The sequence below is a fragment of the Comamonas terrigena NBRC 13299 genome (assembly GCF_006740045.1).
In the GTDB taxonomy this organism is placed as follows: Bacteria; Pseudomonadota; Gammaproteobacteria; order Burkholderiales; family Burkholderiaceae_C; genus Comamonas; species Comamonas terrigena.
Window position 1 is genome coordinate 3,687,468 of sequence record NZ_AP019749.1, and the last position, 18,015, is coordinate 3,705,482.

Sequence of the window (18,015 nt, forward strand, 5' to 3'; positions counted from 1 at the left end):
CCAGCAGAATGCAGCCAGACGATCTGCCCCGTTATGAGGTCCTCGCCATCCGGTACGCCAGCGTCGCGCGGGTGCGGCAGAGCAATTTTCTGCACCCCGTCGACGGTGATCCGGATGCCTTGATGCCGCTGGACTTCTTTGTCTGGCTGGTGCGCGGTGGCGACCAGTTGCTGCTGGTGGACACCGGCTTCAGCCAGGTCTCCGCCCTCGCCCGCCAGCGTGCATTTCTGCAGGAGCCGGTCCAGGCGCTCGGCGCACTGGGGATTGCGGCCGACGATATCCGCGATGTCGCGATCACCCATTTGCACTACGACCATGCCGGCAATGTGAACCAGTTCCGCAACGCCCGCATCTGGCTGCAGCAGCGCGAGATGGCCTACGCCACCGGCAGGTGCATGTGCGATGCGAAGCAGAACCACTTCTTCGCACTTGACGATATTTCCGTCGTGCTCAAGCGCCTGTATGCCGGCGATGTCCGGCTGGTCGATGGCATGCACCGGTTTGCGCCCGGCATCGAGTTTCACCGCGTCGGCGGCCACACCGATGGCCTGCAGGTGGTGCGCGTGATGACCGCCAGAGGCTGGGCGGTGCTGGCCTCCGACGCCGCGCATTACTACGAGAACCTGGCAAAGCAGAACCCGTTTCCCGCCATCCACAGCCTGGACGACATGCTGGCCGGCTACGCGCTGATCCGGCAGCTGGCGGACGGCCCGGACCAGATCATCCCTGGGCACGACCCACAGGTCTGCGCCTTGTTCCCGCCCCTGCAGTTGCCAGGTTCATCTATCCACCGCATCGCCTGAGCACCTGGAGCGCCCCGGTCTGGCAGACGCCGCAGCTGTCCCGAGGCGACAGCGCCTGTCACGCTGCAGCCACCGCCTGCTCCGTGTGCAGGAACAGCACATTGTTTTCCAAGTGGATGTGCTGCATCAGGTCTTCCTTGAACTCGCGCAGCCCGCCGTACAGCGCACGCCAGGTGGTGCAGGCGGCACGCGGCGGCGTGATGTGGTCGGTCAGATCCAGCAGCTTCTGCAATTCAGCGCCGTGCTGGTCGTGCTCATGGCGCATCACCGCAATCGGCATCCGGGCCTGGGCGTTGTGCTGGGCCAGCAGCAGCGGGAACAGGATTTTTTCTTCCTTCAGCATATGGCTTTGCAGCGCCTGGAACATGGCTTCCAGATGGGCAGCCAGACCGACCGGGCAATCGTCGCGGTCCCCGTGCACCTGCTCCACGCGGTGGGCCAGGCGGATCAGCTCCGGCAACTGCTGGCGGTGCACTTCATGGTAGCGCTGCAGGATGTGCTCGATCAGCACGTCGCTGTGGCCGGCATCGCAGGCCACAACCGCCGCCGACTCCGCATCGGCCTGTGCGGCCACGGCCGGCAAACGCATCAGCTCGGCTTCGACCACCGCAGGATCGACCTGCCTGGCATGCGCTGCCTGGGCCAGGCTGTGCTTACCGCCGCAGCAGAAATCCAGGTCGTATTTGTGGAACACCGCAGTGGCGCCGGGGATTTGTTTGGCAATGCTGCCGACGGATTGGTGGATGAGAGACATGGCAAACCTTTGAGGTAACAGGTGATGCCTTTGCGCTAGCGCAAACCATGCCTGCATTCACCTCCTTGAGAATCAAGCAGTTAGCGCATCCATGGGTAGGATGCACCCCGCCCCGCCCGGTCACAAATACCCCATCCGGTTGTTTTCACCATGCTCGATTCCCTGGTCCTTTCCGATCTTTCCACCGAATTGCCGCAGGCCGTGCGCCTGCAACGCCTGGTCGAAAGCCTGCAAGCCGAATTTCACTGCGGCGCAGTGGCCTTGCTGCGGCTGGAAGGCGAATGCCTGCGCCCGGTGGCCGCGGCAGGCCTGGTGCAGGAAGCCCTGGGCCGGCGCTTCACCGTCAGCCAGCACCCGCGCCTGGCCACCATCCTGTCCCGCAGCGGCGAACTCACACGCTTTCACCACGACAGCAGCCTGCCCGACCCCTATGACGGCCTGCTCACCGAACGTGCAGGCCAGGCGCTGCCCGTGCACGACTGCATGGGGCTGGGCATTTCCATCGAAGGCTGGCACTGGGGGGTGATCACGCTGGACGCCCTGGACATCGGTACGTTCGACGAGCAGGCCCAAGAACGGCTGCAGGCGCGGGTGCCGCTGATCGAGGCCACGGTGCGCATGGCGCACCTGGAGTCCGAGGTGCGGGCACTGCGCCTGTCGCGCAGCGCCCAGCCTTCCGATGCCACGCCCGCCGCACTGCAGGACATCGTGGGCCAAAGCCCTGCCCTCCTGCGGCTGCAACAGGAACTGGCCGTGGTGGCCGAAACCGATATGCCGGTGCTGCTGCTGGGCGAAACCGGCGTGGGCAAGGAGCTGTTTGCGCGCCGGTTGCACCAGCTGTCACGCCGGCGCCAGCAGCCCATGGTGCATGTGAACTGCGCTGCCTTGCCCGACACCCTGGCCGAGAGCGAGCTCTTCGGCCATGCCCGGGGGGCTTTTTCCGGAGCAGTGGCCGCCCGCGCCGGGCGGTTTGAAAGTGCGGACCAGGGCACCCTGTTTCTGGACGAGGTGGGCGAGCTCACGCTGCCCGTGCAGGCCAAGCTGCTGCGCGCCTTGCAGAACGGAGAGATCCAGCGCCTGGGCGCCGACCAGCCGCGCAAGGTGGATGTGCGCATCATTGCCGCCACCAACCGCGCCCTGAACGAACAGGTGCGCGACGGCGGCTTCCGCGCCGACCTGTTCCACCGCCTGTCGGTCTACCCCCTGCATGTGCCGCCGCTGCGCGAACGCGGCGACGATGTGTTGCTGCTGGCCGGCCGTTTTCTGGAACTCAACCGCAGCCGCCTGGGCCTGCGCAGCCTGCGCCTGACCAGCGATGCCCAGCTTGCGATGCGCCGCTATGCCTGGCCCGGGAATGTGCGTGAGCTGGAGCATGTCATCAGCCGCGCCGCGCTCAAGGCCGTCAGCTACGGGGCACGCCGCACCGACATCGTCAGCCTGGACGCGGCCTCGCTGGACCTGGAGGCCGCGCCGCTGTCGGCACCGGCACTCGCCCCCGGTGCCGCCCTGCCGGGCGCGGCGGCAGGCCAGGTGAGCAGCACCTTCAGCTCCCTGCGCGAGCAGGTGGACCATGTGCAGCGCAACGCGATCGAACAGGCGCTGGGCCAGCACCAGGGCGTGTGGAGCGCCGCCGCCAAGAGCTTGCAGATCGATAGCAGCAATCTGCACAAACTGGCGCGTCGTCTGGGCATAAAAGGCTGATTGCACTCCTTTTATTGGCCCTACGCGGTTTGTGTGGTTGGCCTGCGCCACGCCATTTGGCGCTTGATCCAACGCAAATCGACGTCCTCCGAATCTCCGAAGAATTCCCTTCAACGGCAGCAGATGCGACGTCCAAATTTCTGGGCACCGCAGTCCGATTGCCGGGATTACAAGGAGAAGCGTATGACCTCGACACGTTGCCTGACCCCCGTTGCTTTCGCCATTGCCTTGGCGCTGAATCTGGCCCCCAGCCTCGGCAGTGCACAGGCGGCCCCCACCGCCGCAGCCGCCAAGAAAGCCACCACCGCCCAGGTGCGCAAAGTGGCACTGACGACCAACATCGTCGACGGCAAGATGGTCTATGTGAACGCCAAGGGCCAGGTGAACCCCACCATCGTGGCCGAAGTGGGCGACACGGTGGAGATCGTGCTCCAGAGCGGCGAAGGTGCCGAGCACGATCTGGCCGTCGAAGGCCTGAATGTGGTTTCCAAGAAGGTGAATGCCGACACGGCCCCGGCCACGCTGCGCTTCCAGGTGACCAAGGCCGGCACCTTCAGCTACTACTGCACCATCCCCGGCCACCGCCAGATCGGCATGGAAGGCAAGCTGGAGGTCAAAGGCACCACGGTCGAAGCCGAAAAGGCCGTGCAAAAGAACGCCCCCGGTCCCGAAGCCCTGTACACGCCGGCCGCCGCAATGGCTCCGGCCCTGGCCGGTGCCGTGAGCATTGCCGCCGACCCCAGTGCCGTGCCCCCCGCCGTGAAGGCCGCGGGCCCGCAAAAGCACCAGAAACGCATCGAGACCGTGGAGCTGGTGGGCCAGCTGGATGACGGCACCACCTTCACCTACTGGACGTTCGACAAGCAGGTGCCAGGCCCCATGCTGCGCATGAAGCAAGGCGACACCATGGAGCTGACGCTGGCCAATGCCAAGAGCAGCAAGATGATCCACTCCATCGACCTGCATGCCGTCAACGGCGGCCTGGGCGGCGGCGAACACACCCAGGTGCCGCCCGGCCAGGAAAAGACCATCACCTTCAAGGCACTGAACCCCGGCCTGTACGTGTACCACTGCGCCACGCCGCTGGTGCCCCACCACATCATGGCGGGCATGTACGGCATGATTCTGGTGGAGCCCGAAGGCGGCCTGCCCCAGGTGGACAAGGAGTTCTATGTGATGCAGGGCGAGATGTACACCACCCGTCCCATCGGGGCCAAAACCCACCAGGAAGTGGACTTCGACAAGATGGCCGCGGAACTGCCGCAGTACTACGTGTTCAACGGTGCGGTGGGGGCGCTGACCAAGGAGCACAAGCTCAAGGCCAAGGTGGGAGAGAAGGTGCGCATCTACTTCGGCGTGGGCGGACCCAACAAGATCTCGTCTTTCCACGTGATCGGCGAAGTGTTTGACAAGGTGTATGACGAAGCCTCGCTCACCGCCATCAAGCACAACGTGCAGACCACGGTGGTGCCACCAGGAGGTGCCGCCATCGTCGAGCTGACCCCGCAGGTGCCCGGCAACTACCTGCTGGTGGACCATGCGCTGTCACGCACCGGCAAGGGCCTGGTCGGCATTCTGGAGGTCAGCGGCCAGGCAGAGCCCGGGGTGTACTCCGGCGTCTCGGACCCGAACGCCGCACACGGCCACTGACCGCGCCACGCCGGTGCCCGCGCCGGCGGATCTGCGAATGACGCCCTTGCCCTGCAAGGGCGTTGCGGTTGGGGGCCTTCGGTACTGCCAGACGGAACCCACAGCACGCGCAGAAACGCCGATCGATTGGCCGGCAGAAAAAGCAAAACCCCGACTGCTTGCGCAGTCGGGGTTTGCAGATCTTGGCAGGGGAAGAAGGATTCGAACCTTCGCATGCCGGAATCAAAATCCGGTGCCTTAACCAGCTTGGCGACTCCCCTAGAGAAGCTGCAATTCTAGCAGCATTTTTTGGCGCTCCAGAAAATTCGCGACAAATTCTTTGCAATGTGCGGTCCGGTGGCTACCGCCCCCTGCACTCACGCCTTGGCCGGCGCCTTGCGCAGCACGCTGAAGCAGCCGGCCAGCACCGCGCAGCACCCGGACAGCAGCAGCGCGTACTGCTCGGCCTGGCCGGGCTCACGGTTCCACACCAAGAAGGCCGCCGCCAGCAGCACCGCGCCCAGGCCCTGGCCCACATGGCGGGCGGCGCCCAGCATGCCGCTGGCCGCACCGCTGCGGTGCAGGGGCGCCGACGTGACGATGGTGAAATTGTTCGGCGACTGGAAGAAGGCGAAGCCCATACCGCACAGCGCCATGCGCCACACCACATTCCAGTTCGACGCATCCTGCGGCAGCAGCGCCAGCGCCCACAGCCCCAGGGCAAACAGCGCCATGCCCACGGCGCCCAGGCGGCCCGCCGGCCAGCGGCCGATCATCCGCCCCACCCAGGGCGCGGAGATGGCCAGGGCCAGCGGCCAGGCGCTGATCAGCAGCCCGGCCTGCCCCGTGGGCAAGCCGCGCGCCTCAATCAACAGGAACGGCAGGGCCAGAAATGCCATGGTCTGGGCACAGAACGCCGTGATGGAAGCGCACATGGACAGAGCAAACACCGGGATACGCAGCAGATCCAGCGGAAACATCGGCGCGCTCAGGCGGCGCTGGCGCCGCAGATACCAGGCGCCCACGCCCACCCCCAGCCCCAGCCACAGCGCGGCCGGCCACAGGCTGCCGCCGGGCTGCAGGTGGCTGAGCCGGTCCACACCCAGGAACAGGCTGGCAAACATCACGATGTTCAGCACGCCGTCCAGCCAGGACAGCGGCTGCTGTGCGGCGGCGGCCTGCGGCACCGGTTGCGGCAGCGAGCGTGTGCCCAGCCAGCTGATGGCCAGGGCCAGTGGCAGGTGCAGGGCAAACAGCCAGCGCCAGTCGCCCAGCGAAATCACTGCCGCCGCCACGGCCGGGCCGGCCACAAACGACAGGGCCACCGTCAGGGAATTGAGCGCCATGCCCTTGCCCAGCTGGGCACGCGGGTAGATCAGCCGCACCAGCGAGGCGTTGACGCTCAACACCCCGGCCGCGCCCAGGCCCTGCAGCGCACGCGCCACGATCAGCCAGGGCAGCGAAGGCGCCAGCAGCGCGCCCACACTGGCCAGGCCAAAGATCACCATGCCCCCCCAGGTAGACACGGCGATAGCCCATGCGGTCGCCCAGCGCGGCCAGCGGCAGCAGCAGCACCAGGGAAGCGATCTGGTTGGCATTCACCACCCACAGCGTCTGCGCCGGGTCCACCTGCCATTGGCGCGCCACCTGGGGCAAGGCCATGTTCATCATGGTGCTGTCCATCACGCACAGCACCAGGCCCAACAGGATCACGGCCATGGCGATGTGCCGCTGCGGCAATGGCAGGCCATCGGCCACCACGGGGGCTGTCGCACTGCGGGGAGGAGGGGAAGGGGAAAAATCGTCTTGACGCACTCGCTGCTCTCTCATTCCATACAGGGCGCACCTTACTGCGCCCGCTGTTCCTGTGCAGCTGCCCGCAGGACAGCCACATGCGCAGGCGGGCGACTCACGCCCGCCCGCGCACACTCAACCACATGCTCCAGATGCCGCACAGCACCACGCCGGCCATGCCCAGCAGCGACTGCGCATCGGGCACCTGGCCAAACAGCAGCCAGCCCACGCCCATGGCAAAACCGATCTGGCTGTACAGAAAGGGCGAGATCACCGACGGCGTGGCGTGCGTATAGGCCTGCAGCAGCATCAAATGCCCCACGCCGCTGCACAGCCCCATGGCCGCTACCGCCAGCCACAGCTGCCAGCCTTCCACGGCCTGCCAGAACCAGGGCAGAAACGGCGTGGTCAGCAGCATGGGCAGCCAGGTGGAATACAGCTGCGTGGTGTGCGGCGCGTCCAGCCGCGCCAGGCGGCTGCCCAGCAGCAGGTAACCGGAGCCGCTGACCAGCAGGCCCACCGGCAGCAATGCCTGCCAGCCCAGGGCCTGGTCGCTGCGTTCCGGCCGCACGATGACGATCACGCAGGCTAGGCCCGCCGCCAGCAGCAGCCAGCGCACGGGGCTGACCTTCTCCTGGTACAGCCAGGCCGACGCCACCACCACCAGCAAGGGGCAGGCCGACCAGATCGCCGTGAAGTTGCCCAGCGGCATGCTCTGGATGCAGAAGAAGGCACAGATCGAGGTGGAAATCCCGAACAGGGCGCGGCTGGCCTGAAACCTGGGGTGCGCCGTGCGCAGCGCCGCCAGGCCGTGCCGGGGCAGCACCAAGGCCGTGGTCACCAGCGCCTGCGCCAGAAAGCGCAGCCACAGCACCAGCAGCATGGGCAACATCAGGCCCGCATATTTGGTGGCACTGTCCAGCAGCGCGAACAGCGCACAGGCCGACAGCGTGAGGGCAATGCCCAGCAAGGCCGAACGCGACGCCATACCGGCAGTACCGGCCGAAGCGGGGGCCACGCCCCCGGGCAAGGAGGACATCGGCGTCCACCCTCTTTCACAAATAAAAAGCCGCCCCACCGGCGGTGTGCAGCCCTGTCGCGCGCGGGTCGGAGGCCAGGGGCTCCGGCCGGGCAGTGCTGCACAGGCAGGTCAGGCCGGCGCACCATGCGCACAGGCAACTTGCATTTTAGGAGCAGCATGCCGGCGCGTGGTGTGCCCCGTCCACCCCTCTGATCCCGCGTGTGGCGATGGCATCCTTCGCCGCCGGCCACGGCGCCAAGCCCCCGCCCCTGCAGCCCCGGCCCCATGCTGGGACAATGCGGGCCTGGCCCGGGCACTGCCCTGCCCTCTTTTTTGCCCTTTCTGCCCCATGACCACGCCCGTTCCTGTCCGTGTGCTGTCACTCATCCCGCCGATGACGCAGCTCAACACGCCCTACCCGTCCACCGCCTACCTGACGGGCTTTCTGCGTGGGCGCGGCGTGGATGCGGTGCAGGAAGACCTGGCGCTGGCCCTGGTGCTGCAGCTGCTGTCCAGGGACGGGCTGCAGCAGGTGATCGATCTGGTGCAGGCCCAGTACGACGCCGACCCCGACCGTGCCTTCAGCCCCGCCGTGCAAAGCTTCATGGGCCAGCGCGACCAGTACCTGGCCACCATCAACAAGGTGATTGCCTATCTGCAGGGCAAGGACAGCACGCTCAGCCACCGCATCGTCGGCCGTGGCTGGCTGCCCGAAGGGCCGCGCTTTGCGGCGCTGGAGCACTACCTCGATGACGGCAGCGGCGACCCGCTGGGCTGGGCCTTTGGCGCCCTGGGCCAGGCCGACCGTGCCAAGCACCTGGCCACCCTGTACCTGAACGACCTGGCCGATGTGCTGCGCGACGCGGCCGACGAGCGCTTCGAATTTGTGCGCTATGCCGAATCGCTGGCCGGCAGCCAGCCCACGTTCGAGCCGCTGGCCCAAGCCCTGGCCGCCCCCCAGACCCTGGTGGACGAGACCCTGGCCGAGCTGACGCGCAAGGCCGTCTGGCGCCAGCGGCCCACGGTGGTGCTGCTGTCCGTGCCCTTTCCCGGCTCCGTGTACGCGGCATTTCGCATTGCCCAGACCATCAAGGCCGAGTTTCCCCACATCACCACGGTGCTGGGCGGCGGTTTCGTGAACACTGAGCTGCGCGAGCTGACCGAGCCGCGCGTGTTCGACCACTTCGACTTCGTCACGCTGGACGCGGGCGAGCGCCCGCTGCTGGCCCTGCTGGAGCACCTGCGCGGCGAGCGCGGCCGCTCGCGCCTGGTGCGCACCTATGTGCGCAACGATGCCGGTGCCGTGCAGTACATCAACATGATGGAAGCCGACATCGCCTTTGCCGAAGTGGGCACGCCCACCTGGGACGGCCTGCCCATCCACGACTACCTGTCGCTGCTGGACATGCTCAACCCCATGCACCGGCTGTGGAGCGACGGGCGCTGGAACAAGCTGACGATTGCCCATGGCTGCTACTGGAAGAAGTGCAGCTTCTGCGATGTGAGCCTGGACTACATCGGCCGCTACGAAGGCGCCAGCGCCGTGGAGCTGGCCAACCGCATCGACGCCATCGTGGCCGAGACCGGGCAGACCGGCTTTCACTTTGTGGACGAAGCGGCCCCCCCCAAGGCGCTCAAGGCCCTGGCTACCGAGCTGATCGAGCGCGGCAGCGACATCAGCTGGTGGGGCAATATCCGCTTTGAGAAGACCTTCAGCCCCGAGCTGACGCAGTTGCTGGCCGACAGCGGCTGCATTGCGGTCTCGGGCGGTCTGGAGGTGGCCTCCGACCGGCTGCTGGACCTGATGAAAAAAGGCGTGTCCGTGGAGCAGGTGGCGCGCGTGACCAAGGCCTTCAGCGAGGCCGGGATCCTGGTGCACGCCTACCTGATGTACGGCTTTCCCACGCAGACCGTCCAGGACACGGTGGACGCGCTGGAATATGTGCGCCAGCTGTTCGAGAACGGCTGCATCCAGAGCGGCTTCTTCCACCGCTTTGCCTGCACGGTGCACTCGCCCGTGGGCCTGAACCCGGCGGAATATGGCGTGCAGCTGGTGCCGCTGCCCGAGGTGACGTTTGCCAAGAACGACATCGCCTTCATCGACCCCACCGGCGTGGACCATGATGCCCTGGGCGCGGTGCTGAAGAAAGCCATCTACAACTTCATGCACGGTATCGGCGTGGAAGAGGACGTGCGCAGCTGGTTCCCGTTCAAGGTCCCCAAGCCCACCGTGCCGCGCAACAAGATCGAGAAGGCGTTGCGCACACGCGGCTAGGCGTCGACCAGGCGCCAACTGGGCACATTCCGGCCCCGGATCCCTGGCCACGCCTGGGCGCTGTCCGTTCCACGGAAATCCACCCCCGTGCCCCCTGGCCCGCGGCTGCAGGCTCGTAGGGACACGGGTCGTGCACGGGCGGGGCCGCTCAATGCCCTCCAGCCCCTGGCTCCACCACCCGCGTGGGCTTGGGGGCCAACCAGATCACACAGGCTCCCACCACAAAGCAGATGGCGATGGTGAACATGATCTGGTTGGTGGCCAGCATCACGCTCTGGCTGGTCAGCAGCTGGTCCAGCGCGGACAGGGCCGCATCCGGCGACATGCCCGAGGCCCTGAGCCCCTGCAGCACCTCGCCGCTGCGGTCGGTCAGCCCGACCAGCTCGGCGTGCTGGCGCGTCGTGCCATCTTCCCAGGCGGTGTTCACCAGCGACACCGCAGCGGCGCCCGAGAGCGTGCGCAGAAAGTTCATCAGCCCGGCGGCGTTGTCCATCTCCTGGGGCTCCACGCTGGCCAGCGCCAGCCCGGTGGTGGGGATGAAGAAGAACGGCAGCCCGAAGCCCATGAACATCAGCGGCAGTGCGATGTCCCAGTAGCCCATGTCGGTGGTGGCCACCGTGCGCCAGAAGGTCATCAGACCCAGCCACAGCACGCCGGCAAAGATCAGCCGGCGCGGGTCCACCTTGGCCGACAGGCCGGCCGCCATGGGCGCCACACACAGCGCAAACAGGCCGGTCCACGCCGTGACCATGCCCGAATCGGTCGCCGTGTAGCCCATGAAGCTCTGCAGCCACAGCGGGGTCAGCACATTCGCGGCAAAGAAGGCCGCAAACGTCAGGCTGATGGTCAGCACGCTCATGGTGAAGCCCCGGTGGCGGAACACGCGCAGGTCCACGATGGGATGCTCTTCATGCAGCTCCCAGATCAGAAAGGCCGCAAAGCCCACAGCGGCCACCACAGCCAGCACCACGATGGTGGGCGAGGCGAACCAGTCCAGGTTCTTGCCTTCGTCCAGCATCAGCTGCAATGCGCCCACCCAGACGATCAGCAGGCCCAGGCCCACGGTATCGATGGGGTTGCGGCGCAGCGCCAGCTCGTAGCGCCTGAGCAGGTTCCAGGCCGCAAACGCACAGCCGATGGCCACGGGGATGTTGATCAGAAAGATCCAGTGCCAGCTGTAGTTGTCACAGATCCAGCCGCCCACAATCGGCCCCAGCACCGGCGCAATCAGCGTGGTCATGGACCACAGGCCGATGGCGGCCGGCGCCATGCGCGGCGGAAAGATGCGCAGCAGCAGCGTCTGCGACAGCGGCATCAGCGGGCCGCCGGCAAAGCCTTGCAGGATGCGCGCAAACACCAGAAAGCCCAGCGAATTGGCCAGCCCGCACAGCAGCGACGCCACACCGAACAGACCCATGGCCACGGAGAACACGCGCACCGCGCCAAAGCGCGCCGCCAGCCAGCCGGTCAGGGGCACGCTGATGGCCTCGGCCACGGCGTAGCTGGTGATCACCCAGGTGCCCTGGCTGGTGGTGGCGCCCAGGTTGCCGGCAATGCTGGGCACCGAGACGTTGGCGATCGTCATGTCCAGCACGGCCACAAAGTTGGCAGCGGCCAGCACCAGGGCCGCCAGCCACAGCATGCCGCCGGTGAGCGGCTTGCCGCCGATGGTCAGCGGCGCAAAGTTTGCTTCAGCCATCGGCAGCTCACTGCGCGGCCGTGGTGGACGCCACGCGGGCTGCCGGCTCACCGCCGCTGCGGGTGTCTACCGTCACGTTCATGGACAGGCCCACACGCAGCGGGTGGGCGGCCAGCTCGGTCGGGTCCAGCTGCACGCGCACGGGCAGGCGCTGCACCACCTTGATCCAGTTGCCGGTGGCGTTCTGGGCCGGAATGGCGGCAAACGCCGCCCCCGAGCCCCCGCTCAAGCCGGCCACGGTGCCGTGGTAGACCACCTGGCTGCCGTACAGGTCGGCCTGCAACTCCACGCTCTGGCCCACGCGCACCTTGCCCAGCTGGCCTTCCTTGAAGTTGGCATCCACATACATCTGCTGCACCGGCACCACCGACATCAGCGGCGCCCCCGCCGCCACGCGCTGGCCCAGCTGCACGCTGCGCTTGGCCACCACACCGGTCACCGGCGCCCGCACCGTGGTGCGGTCCAGGTCCACCTGGGCCTGGTCGCGGCGGGCCAGCGCCAGCAGCACTTCGGGGTTGGTCTCGGCGGTCGTGCCTTCGATCAGCGTGGCGTTCACCTGCTTGGCGCCCACGGCGGCTTCGCGGTTGGCTTCGGCCTGGGCTTGCGCCGCCTGGGCCGATGCCAGACGGGCCTTGGCAGCGGCAAAGGCGTTCTGGGCATTGGTCAGCTCGTCGCCCGAGACCGAGCCGCTGTGGGCCAGGGCTTCACGGCGCTGCAGGTCGATGGTGGCGCGGGCCATATCGGCCTGGGCCGCCGTCAGCTGGGCGGCGGCGCTCTTCTGGTCCGCCTCGCGGGCGGCCACCTGCGCCTTCAGGCCACCGTCGTTGGCCACATAGCCTTTGACGCGGCGCACGGCGCGTGCCAGCTCGGCTTCGGCCTGGGCCAGCGCCAGCCGGGCATCCGTGGGGTCGATGCGCACCAGCACCTCCCCCTGCTTCACGGCCTGGGTGTCCTTCACCAGCACCTCCAGCACGGTACCGCCCACGGACGGAGTGACCTGGGCCACCTCCACCGCCGCATAGGCATTGTCGGTGGAGACGAAGTGGGAGGCATGCAGCCACCAGTAGCCACCGCCCGCCACGCTGGCGACCACCACCGCACCGGCCAGACCGGCCAGCAGTTTGTTGCGGCGCTGCTCGCGCACCACGGGATTGGCGCTCACGGAAGAAGCGTTGTCAGTCATAAAAGCTCTCGCAGAATCAATTTGGGAAATTCAGGGAATTCGGGTGCCGCAGGCGCACATCACGCCGGGGGAATGCGGGGGGTGACCCGGGCCGCAGAGGATTGGGCGGTCTGTGGCGACGGGGCTTCCTGCCAGCCACCGCCCAGCGCACGGTGCAGCGCAATGTCCAGCGACAGCGCACGGGCCTGCACATCCACCAGCTGGCGCACGCTGGCCAGCAACTGGTCTTCGGCCGACAGCACATCCAGGTGCGTGGCCAACCCTCCTTCGTAGCGGTTGCGGGCCACGCGGTGGGCTTCGGTGGCGGCGTGCACAGCCTGCTCCATGGCCTGCAGCTGCTGCTGCAGCGCCCGCTGGCTCACGGCGTTGTCCGCCACTTCCTGCAGCGCGTGGTTGAGCGTGTTCCGGTACAGGGCCACCGCCTCGTCGTACTGGGCACGCGCAGCGCCCAGCTCGGAGCGCAGACGGCCGCCGTTGAAAAGCGGCAGGCTGATGGCCGGGCCCACGCTGGCCACGCTGGAGCCACCCTTGGTCAGCATGTCCAGGCCCAGGGACTGCACCCCGATGAAGGCGCTCAGGTTCACGTCCGGGTAGAACTCGGCCTGCTTGGCGGCCACGCGCGACTCCAGGGACTGGGCTTGCAGGCGTGCCGCCACCACATCGGGGCGGCGGCCCAGCAAGCTGGCCGGCAACTGGTCCGGCAAGGCCCATTGCTGCTGCCAGGGCTGCTGCAAGGTGGAAGCCGGGATGGTGATGGCGGCCCCCCGGTCGGGCGCGGCCCCCATCAACGCGGCAATGCGGTGGCGCTGCAGCGCCAGCTGCTCCTGGGCCTGCAGCCATTCGGCCCGGGCTGCCGCCTGCCGAGCGTTGGCGCTGTGCACGCCACCCTGGTTTTCCAGTCCATGGGCAAAACGTTCGGCAAACAGCCGGGCCGTGGTGGTGCGCACCTGCAGCGATTGCGCCAGGGTCTGCTCGGTCACCGTGAGGCGCACCAGATCGGCGTAGGCCGCCGCCACGCTGCTGGCCAGCACCAGACGGGCCTGGGCCGCATCGGCCTGGCGCGCCTGCAGCTCGCCAGAGGCGGCGGCCACGGCGGCACGGTGTCGGCCCCACAGGTCCAGCGACCAGCCCAGGTCCAGCGTGGCGCGACCGACATCGTTCAGACCGCGCGGCACCATGGAAGAAGGGGTCAGGTAGTGGTAGCTGAACTTGTCGCCGCTGGCACTGGCGTTGGCCGACAGCTGTGGCGCCGTGGCCGCCTCGCTCACGCCCAGCAGCGCCTGGGCCTGGCGCACGCGGGCAGCTGCGGCGGCCATGTCGGGTGCGTGCTCCAGTGCTTCGGCGATCAGGCTGTCCAGCTGGCTGTCGCCGTAACGCAGCCACCACCGGTCTTGCGGCCAGGCCACCTGCGGGGCACCGGCCGCCGCCTGCAGCGTCTGCGGGACGGGCTGTTGCAGCACCGCCTTGCCCTGCCAGTCGGGCAGATGGGCGCAGGCGGTCAGCAGCACCGGCAGGCCCAGTGCCAGCCAGGCGGTGCGCACGGGACGGGCTGCCCCAGGCGCACAAGCTTTGCATGTTCTCATGGAATACTTTATTAATGAACTGTACGGTACAGTATAGTTTCTGAACCGCCTCCCATCCAAGCGCTACACTGAAAGACAACACACCAACCCGAGGACATTGCGCGCACATGCGGACGAAAACGGAAGAAAAGCGGCAAGCCATCCTGGATGTGGCTGCAGCCACCTTTGGCGAACTGGGCTTCGAGCGCACCTCCATGTCCGAGATCTGCGCCCGGCTGGGCGGCTCCAAAGCCACCATCTACAACTACTTCCCGTCCAAGGAAGCGCTGTTTGTGGAAGTGATGTTCCAGGCCTCGGAGGCCGACTTTCAGAACACCATGCTGGCCCTGCAGGCCGACAGCCAGGACCTGCCGGCCGCCTTGCGCACCTTTGGCCGGCGCTTTCTGGCCTTGCTTTATGCCCCTGAGGTCACGGCCGTGCGCCGCCTGCTGGTGGCCGAGGGCGAGCGCTCCCAGGTAGGGGCCCGCTGCTACGACCAGGGCCCGCGCCGGGGCCATGCCCTGATCAGCGGCTTTCTGCAGCAGGCCATGGACCGCGGCGCATTGCGCAGCGCCCCGGCCGAGCTGGCCACACGCCATCTGCTGGCCTTGCTGGAGGCCGAGCTGCTGGAGCGCTTCCTGTTCCAGCACCTGCCGCTGCCCGCCCCCGCCGAGCTGGATGCCTGTGCCGACCGGGGGGTCGAGGCCTTTCTGCACCTCTACGCCCCGGCAGCCCCGGCAGGCGCGCAGCGCTAGTCCCTCTTTTCCCCACTGAAGATCGCGCCCCGGGCACCCCACGCGGCCGGATTACCCAGCGCAGGTCTGGCGCAGCACGCCCCGGCCCATGCGGCCACAAAAAAGCCCCTTCGCTGTGCACGAAGGGGCTGGGTCACGTTGCGGGGGCGCGGGACGAGCGGGTGTGGTCAGTGGTCGCGGACCGTATCTCCCGCGCTCGTTGCATCCGCGGCATTCGCCACAGACCCCTGGGCGATCGCCGCCGGAGCGCCATGCTGCCAGTCGGTCGGCAGCACCGCATCCAGCCACTGCATGCGCCAGCACAGTGCCAGCAGCAGGACCACCGCCAGCGCGCCGCCGGTGGCCCAGCGGCCCTTGTGGCCGTCAGCATAGGGGTCTCCCATGCGCAGCGTGGCGGAAGCCGGGCGCTTGGCGGTCTGCGACAGCATGCCCCCCAGGCGCAGGTTGATGTTCATGCGGCCGTTGATGGCCCAGCCGCTGGCGTCCAGGATCGGTCCCAGGCTGCGCTGGCGCAGCTTGAGCCAGGCAATCAGCATGCTGGGGCCGGAAATCGCCAGGATGATGCCCAGCAGCGCCACGGGAATCCACGGGCCCAGTTCGATGAACTTGCCGAAGATGCCCACCATGACGGCGCTGATGGAGCCCAGCGCCACGCCGATGGCCGCCACCGTGCCAACATCGGTCTTGCGCGCGGCAGCCTGCGGCGCAGCAGCAGTTGCCGGCTTGGCCATGTCCACCAGCTTGCCCGCCGTGCTGTCCATCCCCGACGTCACGGTCTCCTGCTTGGCGGCAGCGCGCTTGGCGACCTGCTCTTCGACCACGCGCAGAAACTTCTTGTACGGCGAGAAGAAGGCCTGGCCGATGCTAGTGGGGTTCTCGATGATCTTGGTGATGGTGGCATCCCAGTCCTGGCCCGTACGGTCATAGAACACGCCGTTGCGGCCCACCATCAGATAGTCCACATCCCCGGCGGTGAACGCGGCCACGATGTGGCGCTTGTCCGTGCCCCGGCGGCATTCGCAGTAGGCCAGATAGACCTTGGCCAGCCCGGCCAGCATGGCATGGGCGCCAGGGTCGGCCACGTCCACCGTCAGGTCGCAGCTGCGGCCGTCCAGGAACAGCGTGCCGGCCTGGAAGGCGGCCGCTTCACCGCGGTTGTAGAAGTCGGCGAACGAGACAAAGTTGTTCAGCAGGCGCAGCAGGTCGCGCTGCAGGCGGATCAGCTTTTCCAGTGCAGTGGCCTGTTCGCCATGGCTTTTCTCTTCGGTATCGTGGGCAATCAGGGCTTGCAGCGCAGCTTCTTCACCACTGTCCAGCAAGGCCTGGGCTTCTGCAGCGTCCATGGCGCCCAGCGGGGAGGCTGGAAACGCTGCCAGCCAGGCCTGGCATGGTGCCAGCTGGGTCTTCAGCGCGGCCCACTGCGACGCCGTCAGCACCTGCACATCACCGCCCAGCACCGGCGCCACCGCGTGGGTGCGCAACGCGTGCAGCGCGTCGGCCCAGGCGGGATTCACACCCTCTGCCAGCGGCAGCACACAGTCGGCGCTGATGGGTGCCAGCGGCAGATCGGCAATGGCCTGGGACGCCAGCGACAGCTGCTGCGCCCCCAGCAGGGCATAGCCTTCCACGCTGGGGCTGAGCGGCGCCAGCGCCCGGGCGTCGAAGGCGGCCAGCTGGCAGCGGGCGAAGAAGTCTTCCACCTTGGCCTGGATGGCCGTCAGTGCCTGTGCGGCGGCCACCGCCTGCGCCTGCGATGCCAGCACGCAGTGGTGCTGCCCGGCCTGGGCGTGCCAGGCATGGATGGCACGCACATCGGCAAAAAAGGCATCCAGCTGGGCCCGGCCCATGCCGGGCTCACCATCCACCCCCACGGCGCTGCCATACAGATCCATGATGCGCTGCACCAGGGCCTTGCGGGCATCGTTCTCGGGCAGCTTGACCGGGTTCAGCAGCCCGTCGCCGTTGAAGGCCAGGGCGTTGAGCATGGTCAGGCGCTCCCGCACATCGGCCAGAGTCACCGTGGAGGCGCCTTCGCGCCCCAGCAGGCGCAGGATGCGCAAGGCCTCGGCGTGCAGCGCGGCGCCGGATGCGCCCTCGGTGTCCAGGTTGCTCAGCTGCAGCACGTCGCTGCCGCTGGTCAGCACATCGGGGTGGCGCACCTGGGCCACGGCCCACTGGCAGGCTTCGATCAGTTCGGGCGCGCGGATGCGGCCGTCGTGGTCCTTGTCGATCAAGTCCAGGGTGGCGGGGTCGAATTCGATCCCCCGGGTGGGACAGGCCAAGGCCACCCACAGTTTCTGGTCCAGCGAAGCGATGTTCGCGATATCTTGTCCGGTACGGATGGCCACCTGCTCTACCCCGCCTGCGCGGAAGAACTGCCATGCGTACCCTGTTGCTTGCTGCTGCATGAAAACGGTCTGACGGTACAAAACTGCAGGCTTCTTGGCCTGCCACGGCGCACCGCGCAAAAGCCCGGTCCGCGTGCGAAAGGCGCCAGTGTAGGCGCGCCACATGTTGCCTTGCAGCAAATGGCCTTGGGGCCGTGGCTGACCGCACAGCACGCCCCGTCGCTCTGCAATACATAGCAATTCAGCTACATAGGGCACCAGCCCGCGCCCCTACTGGCTTGGCGGCGCAGTGACCGTCCGCGGGACACCGTACCGCCTGCCGAACGGCAGGCGCCAGCCATGAGGCCTGCGCAACATTTGTTTGCAAACGTATCGCTTTGCACCGAGCATTTTCCATGTCGGTCCGCTGCCGCCCCACCCGGTTTTGCGGACCGTGGCGCCCCCGCAAGCGATGCGGCCATGCCACGCTGCACCAGAGATGCGTGGGAAGC

11 protein-coding genes, 1 tRNA gene and 1 pseudogene are annotated in these 18,015 nt (G+C 67.5%); 5 read left to right on the plus strand and 8 right to left on the minus strand.

Annotated features, from left to right (window positions below):
- The first annotated feature begins 8 nt into the window (after nt 1-8).
- The gene (locus CT3_RS16780; RefSeq protein WP_066536883.1) at nt 9-803 is read left to right on the plus strand and encodes an N-acyl homoserine lactonase family protein; all 795 of its coding nucleotides are present in this window, start codon (nt 9-11) and stop codon (nt 801-803) included.
- A gap of 58 nt (nt 804-861) precedes the next feature.
- Here the strand turns inward: CT3_RS16780 and ytfE are convergent, their stop codons facing one another.
- The gene (gene ytfE / locus CT3_RS16785; RefSeq protein WP_066536887.1) at nt 862-1,557 is read right to left on the minus strand and encodes an iron-sulfur cluster repair protein YtfE; all 696 of its coding nucleotides are present in this window, start codon (nt 1,555-1,557) and stop codon (nt 862-864) included.
- Between the two features lie 150 nt (nt 1,558-1,707).
- Here ytfE and norR point away from each other — a divergent pair, with 150 nt between their 5' ends.
- The gene (gene norR, locus CT3_RS16790; protein WP_066536889.1) at nt 1,708-3,258 is read left to right on the plus strand and encodes a nitric oxide reductase transcriptional regulator NorR; all 1,551 of its coding nucleotides are present in this window, start codon (nt 1,708-1,710) and stop codon (nt 3,256-3,258) included.
- Nucleotides 3,259-3,441: 183 nt separating this feature from the next.
- Nucleotides 3,442-4,908: a copper-containing nitrite reductase gene (gene nirK / locus CT3_RS16795; protein WP_066536892.1), complete on the plus strand. Its 1,467-nt coding sequence runs from the start codon at nt 3,442-3,444 to the stop codon at nt 4,906-4,908.
- Nucleotides 4,909-5,091: 183 nt separating this feature from the next.
- Here nirK and CT3_RS16800 read toward each other — a convergent pair.
- From CT3_RS16800 to CT3_RS16810, 3 genes and pseudogenes are all read right to left on the minus strand, one after another.
- Nucleotides 5,092-5,168: transfer RNA gene (locus CT3_RS16800), tRNA-Gln, on the minus strand.
- Between the two features lie 96 nt (nt 5,169-5,264).
- A pseudogene (locus tag CT3_RS16805) lies at nt 5,265-6,606 on the minus strand (MFS transporter).
- 190 nt (nt 6,607-6,796) lie between these two features.
- The gene (locus CT3_RS16810; protein WP_066536895.1) at nt 6,797-7,720 is read right to left on the minus strand and encodes a DMT family transporter; all 924 of its coding nucleotides are present in this window, start codon (nt 7,718-7,720) and stop codon (nt 6,797-6,799) included.
- 376 nt (nt 7,721-8,096) lie between these two features.
- Between CT3_RS16810 and CT3_RS16815 the strand changes: the two genes are divergently transcribed.
- On the plus strand, nt 8,097-9,977 hold the full coding sequence (locus tag CT3_RS16815; RefSeq protein ID WP_066536898.1) for a B12-binding domain-containing radical SAM protein: 1,881 nt from the start codon (nt 8,097-8,099) through the stop codon (nt 9,975-9,977).
- A gap of 148 nt (nt 9,978-10,125) precedes the next feature.
- Here CT3_RS16815 and CT3_RS16820 read toward each other — a convergent pair whose 3' ends face one another.
- The 3 genes from CT3_RS16820 to CT3_RS16830 are packed head-to-tail and all read right to left on the minus strand — an operon-like array spanning nt 10,126 to nt 14,442.
- Nucleotides 10,126-11,676, minus strand: coding sequence for a DHA2 family efflux MFS transporter permease subunit (locus CT3_RS16820; protein ID WP_066536900.1), 1,551 nt, complete (start codon nt 11,674-11,676; stop codon nt 10,126-10,128).
- Between the two features lie 7 nt (nt 11,677-11,683).
- On the minus strand, nt 11,684-12,859 hold the full coding sequence (locus tag CT3_RS16825) for an HlyD family secretion protein (RefSeq protein WP_066536902.1): 1,176 nt from the start codon (nt 12,857-12,859) through the stop codon (nt 11,684-11,686).
- 59 nt (nt 12,860-12,918) lie between these two features.
- Nucleotides 12,919-14,442, minus strand: a complete 1,524-nt coding sequence (locus CT3_RS16830) for an efflux transporter outer membrane subunit (RefSeq protein WP_066536903.1) — start codon at nt 14,440-14,442, stop codon at nt 12,919-12,921.
- 107 nt (nt 14,443-14,549) lie between these two features.
- Between CT3_RS16830 and CT3_RS16835 the strand changes: the two genes are divergently transcribed.
- Nucleotides 14,550-15,176 (plus strand): TetR/AcrR family transcriptional regulator, encoded by a 627-nt coding sequence (locus tag CT3_RS16835; protein WP_066536904.1) that lies wholly within the window; start codon nt 14,550-14,552, stop codon nt 15,174-15,176.
- A 167-nt stretch (nt 15,177-15,343) separates the two neighbouring features.
- Here CT3_RS16835 and CT3_RS16840 read toward each other — a convergent pair whose 3' ends face one another.
- Complete coding sequence (locus CT3_RS16840; RefSeq protein WP_066536905.1) at nt 15,344-17,584, minus strand: hypothetical protein; 2,241 nt, start codon at nt 17,582-17,584, stop codon at nt 15,344-15,346.
- Nucleotides 17,585-18,015: the final 431 nt, after the last annotated feature.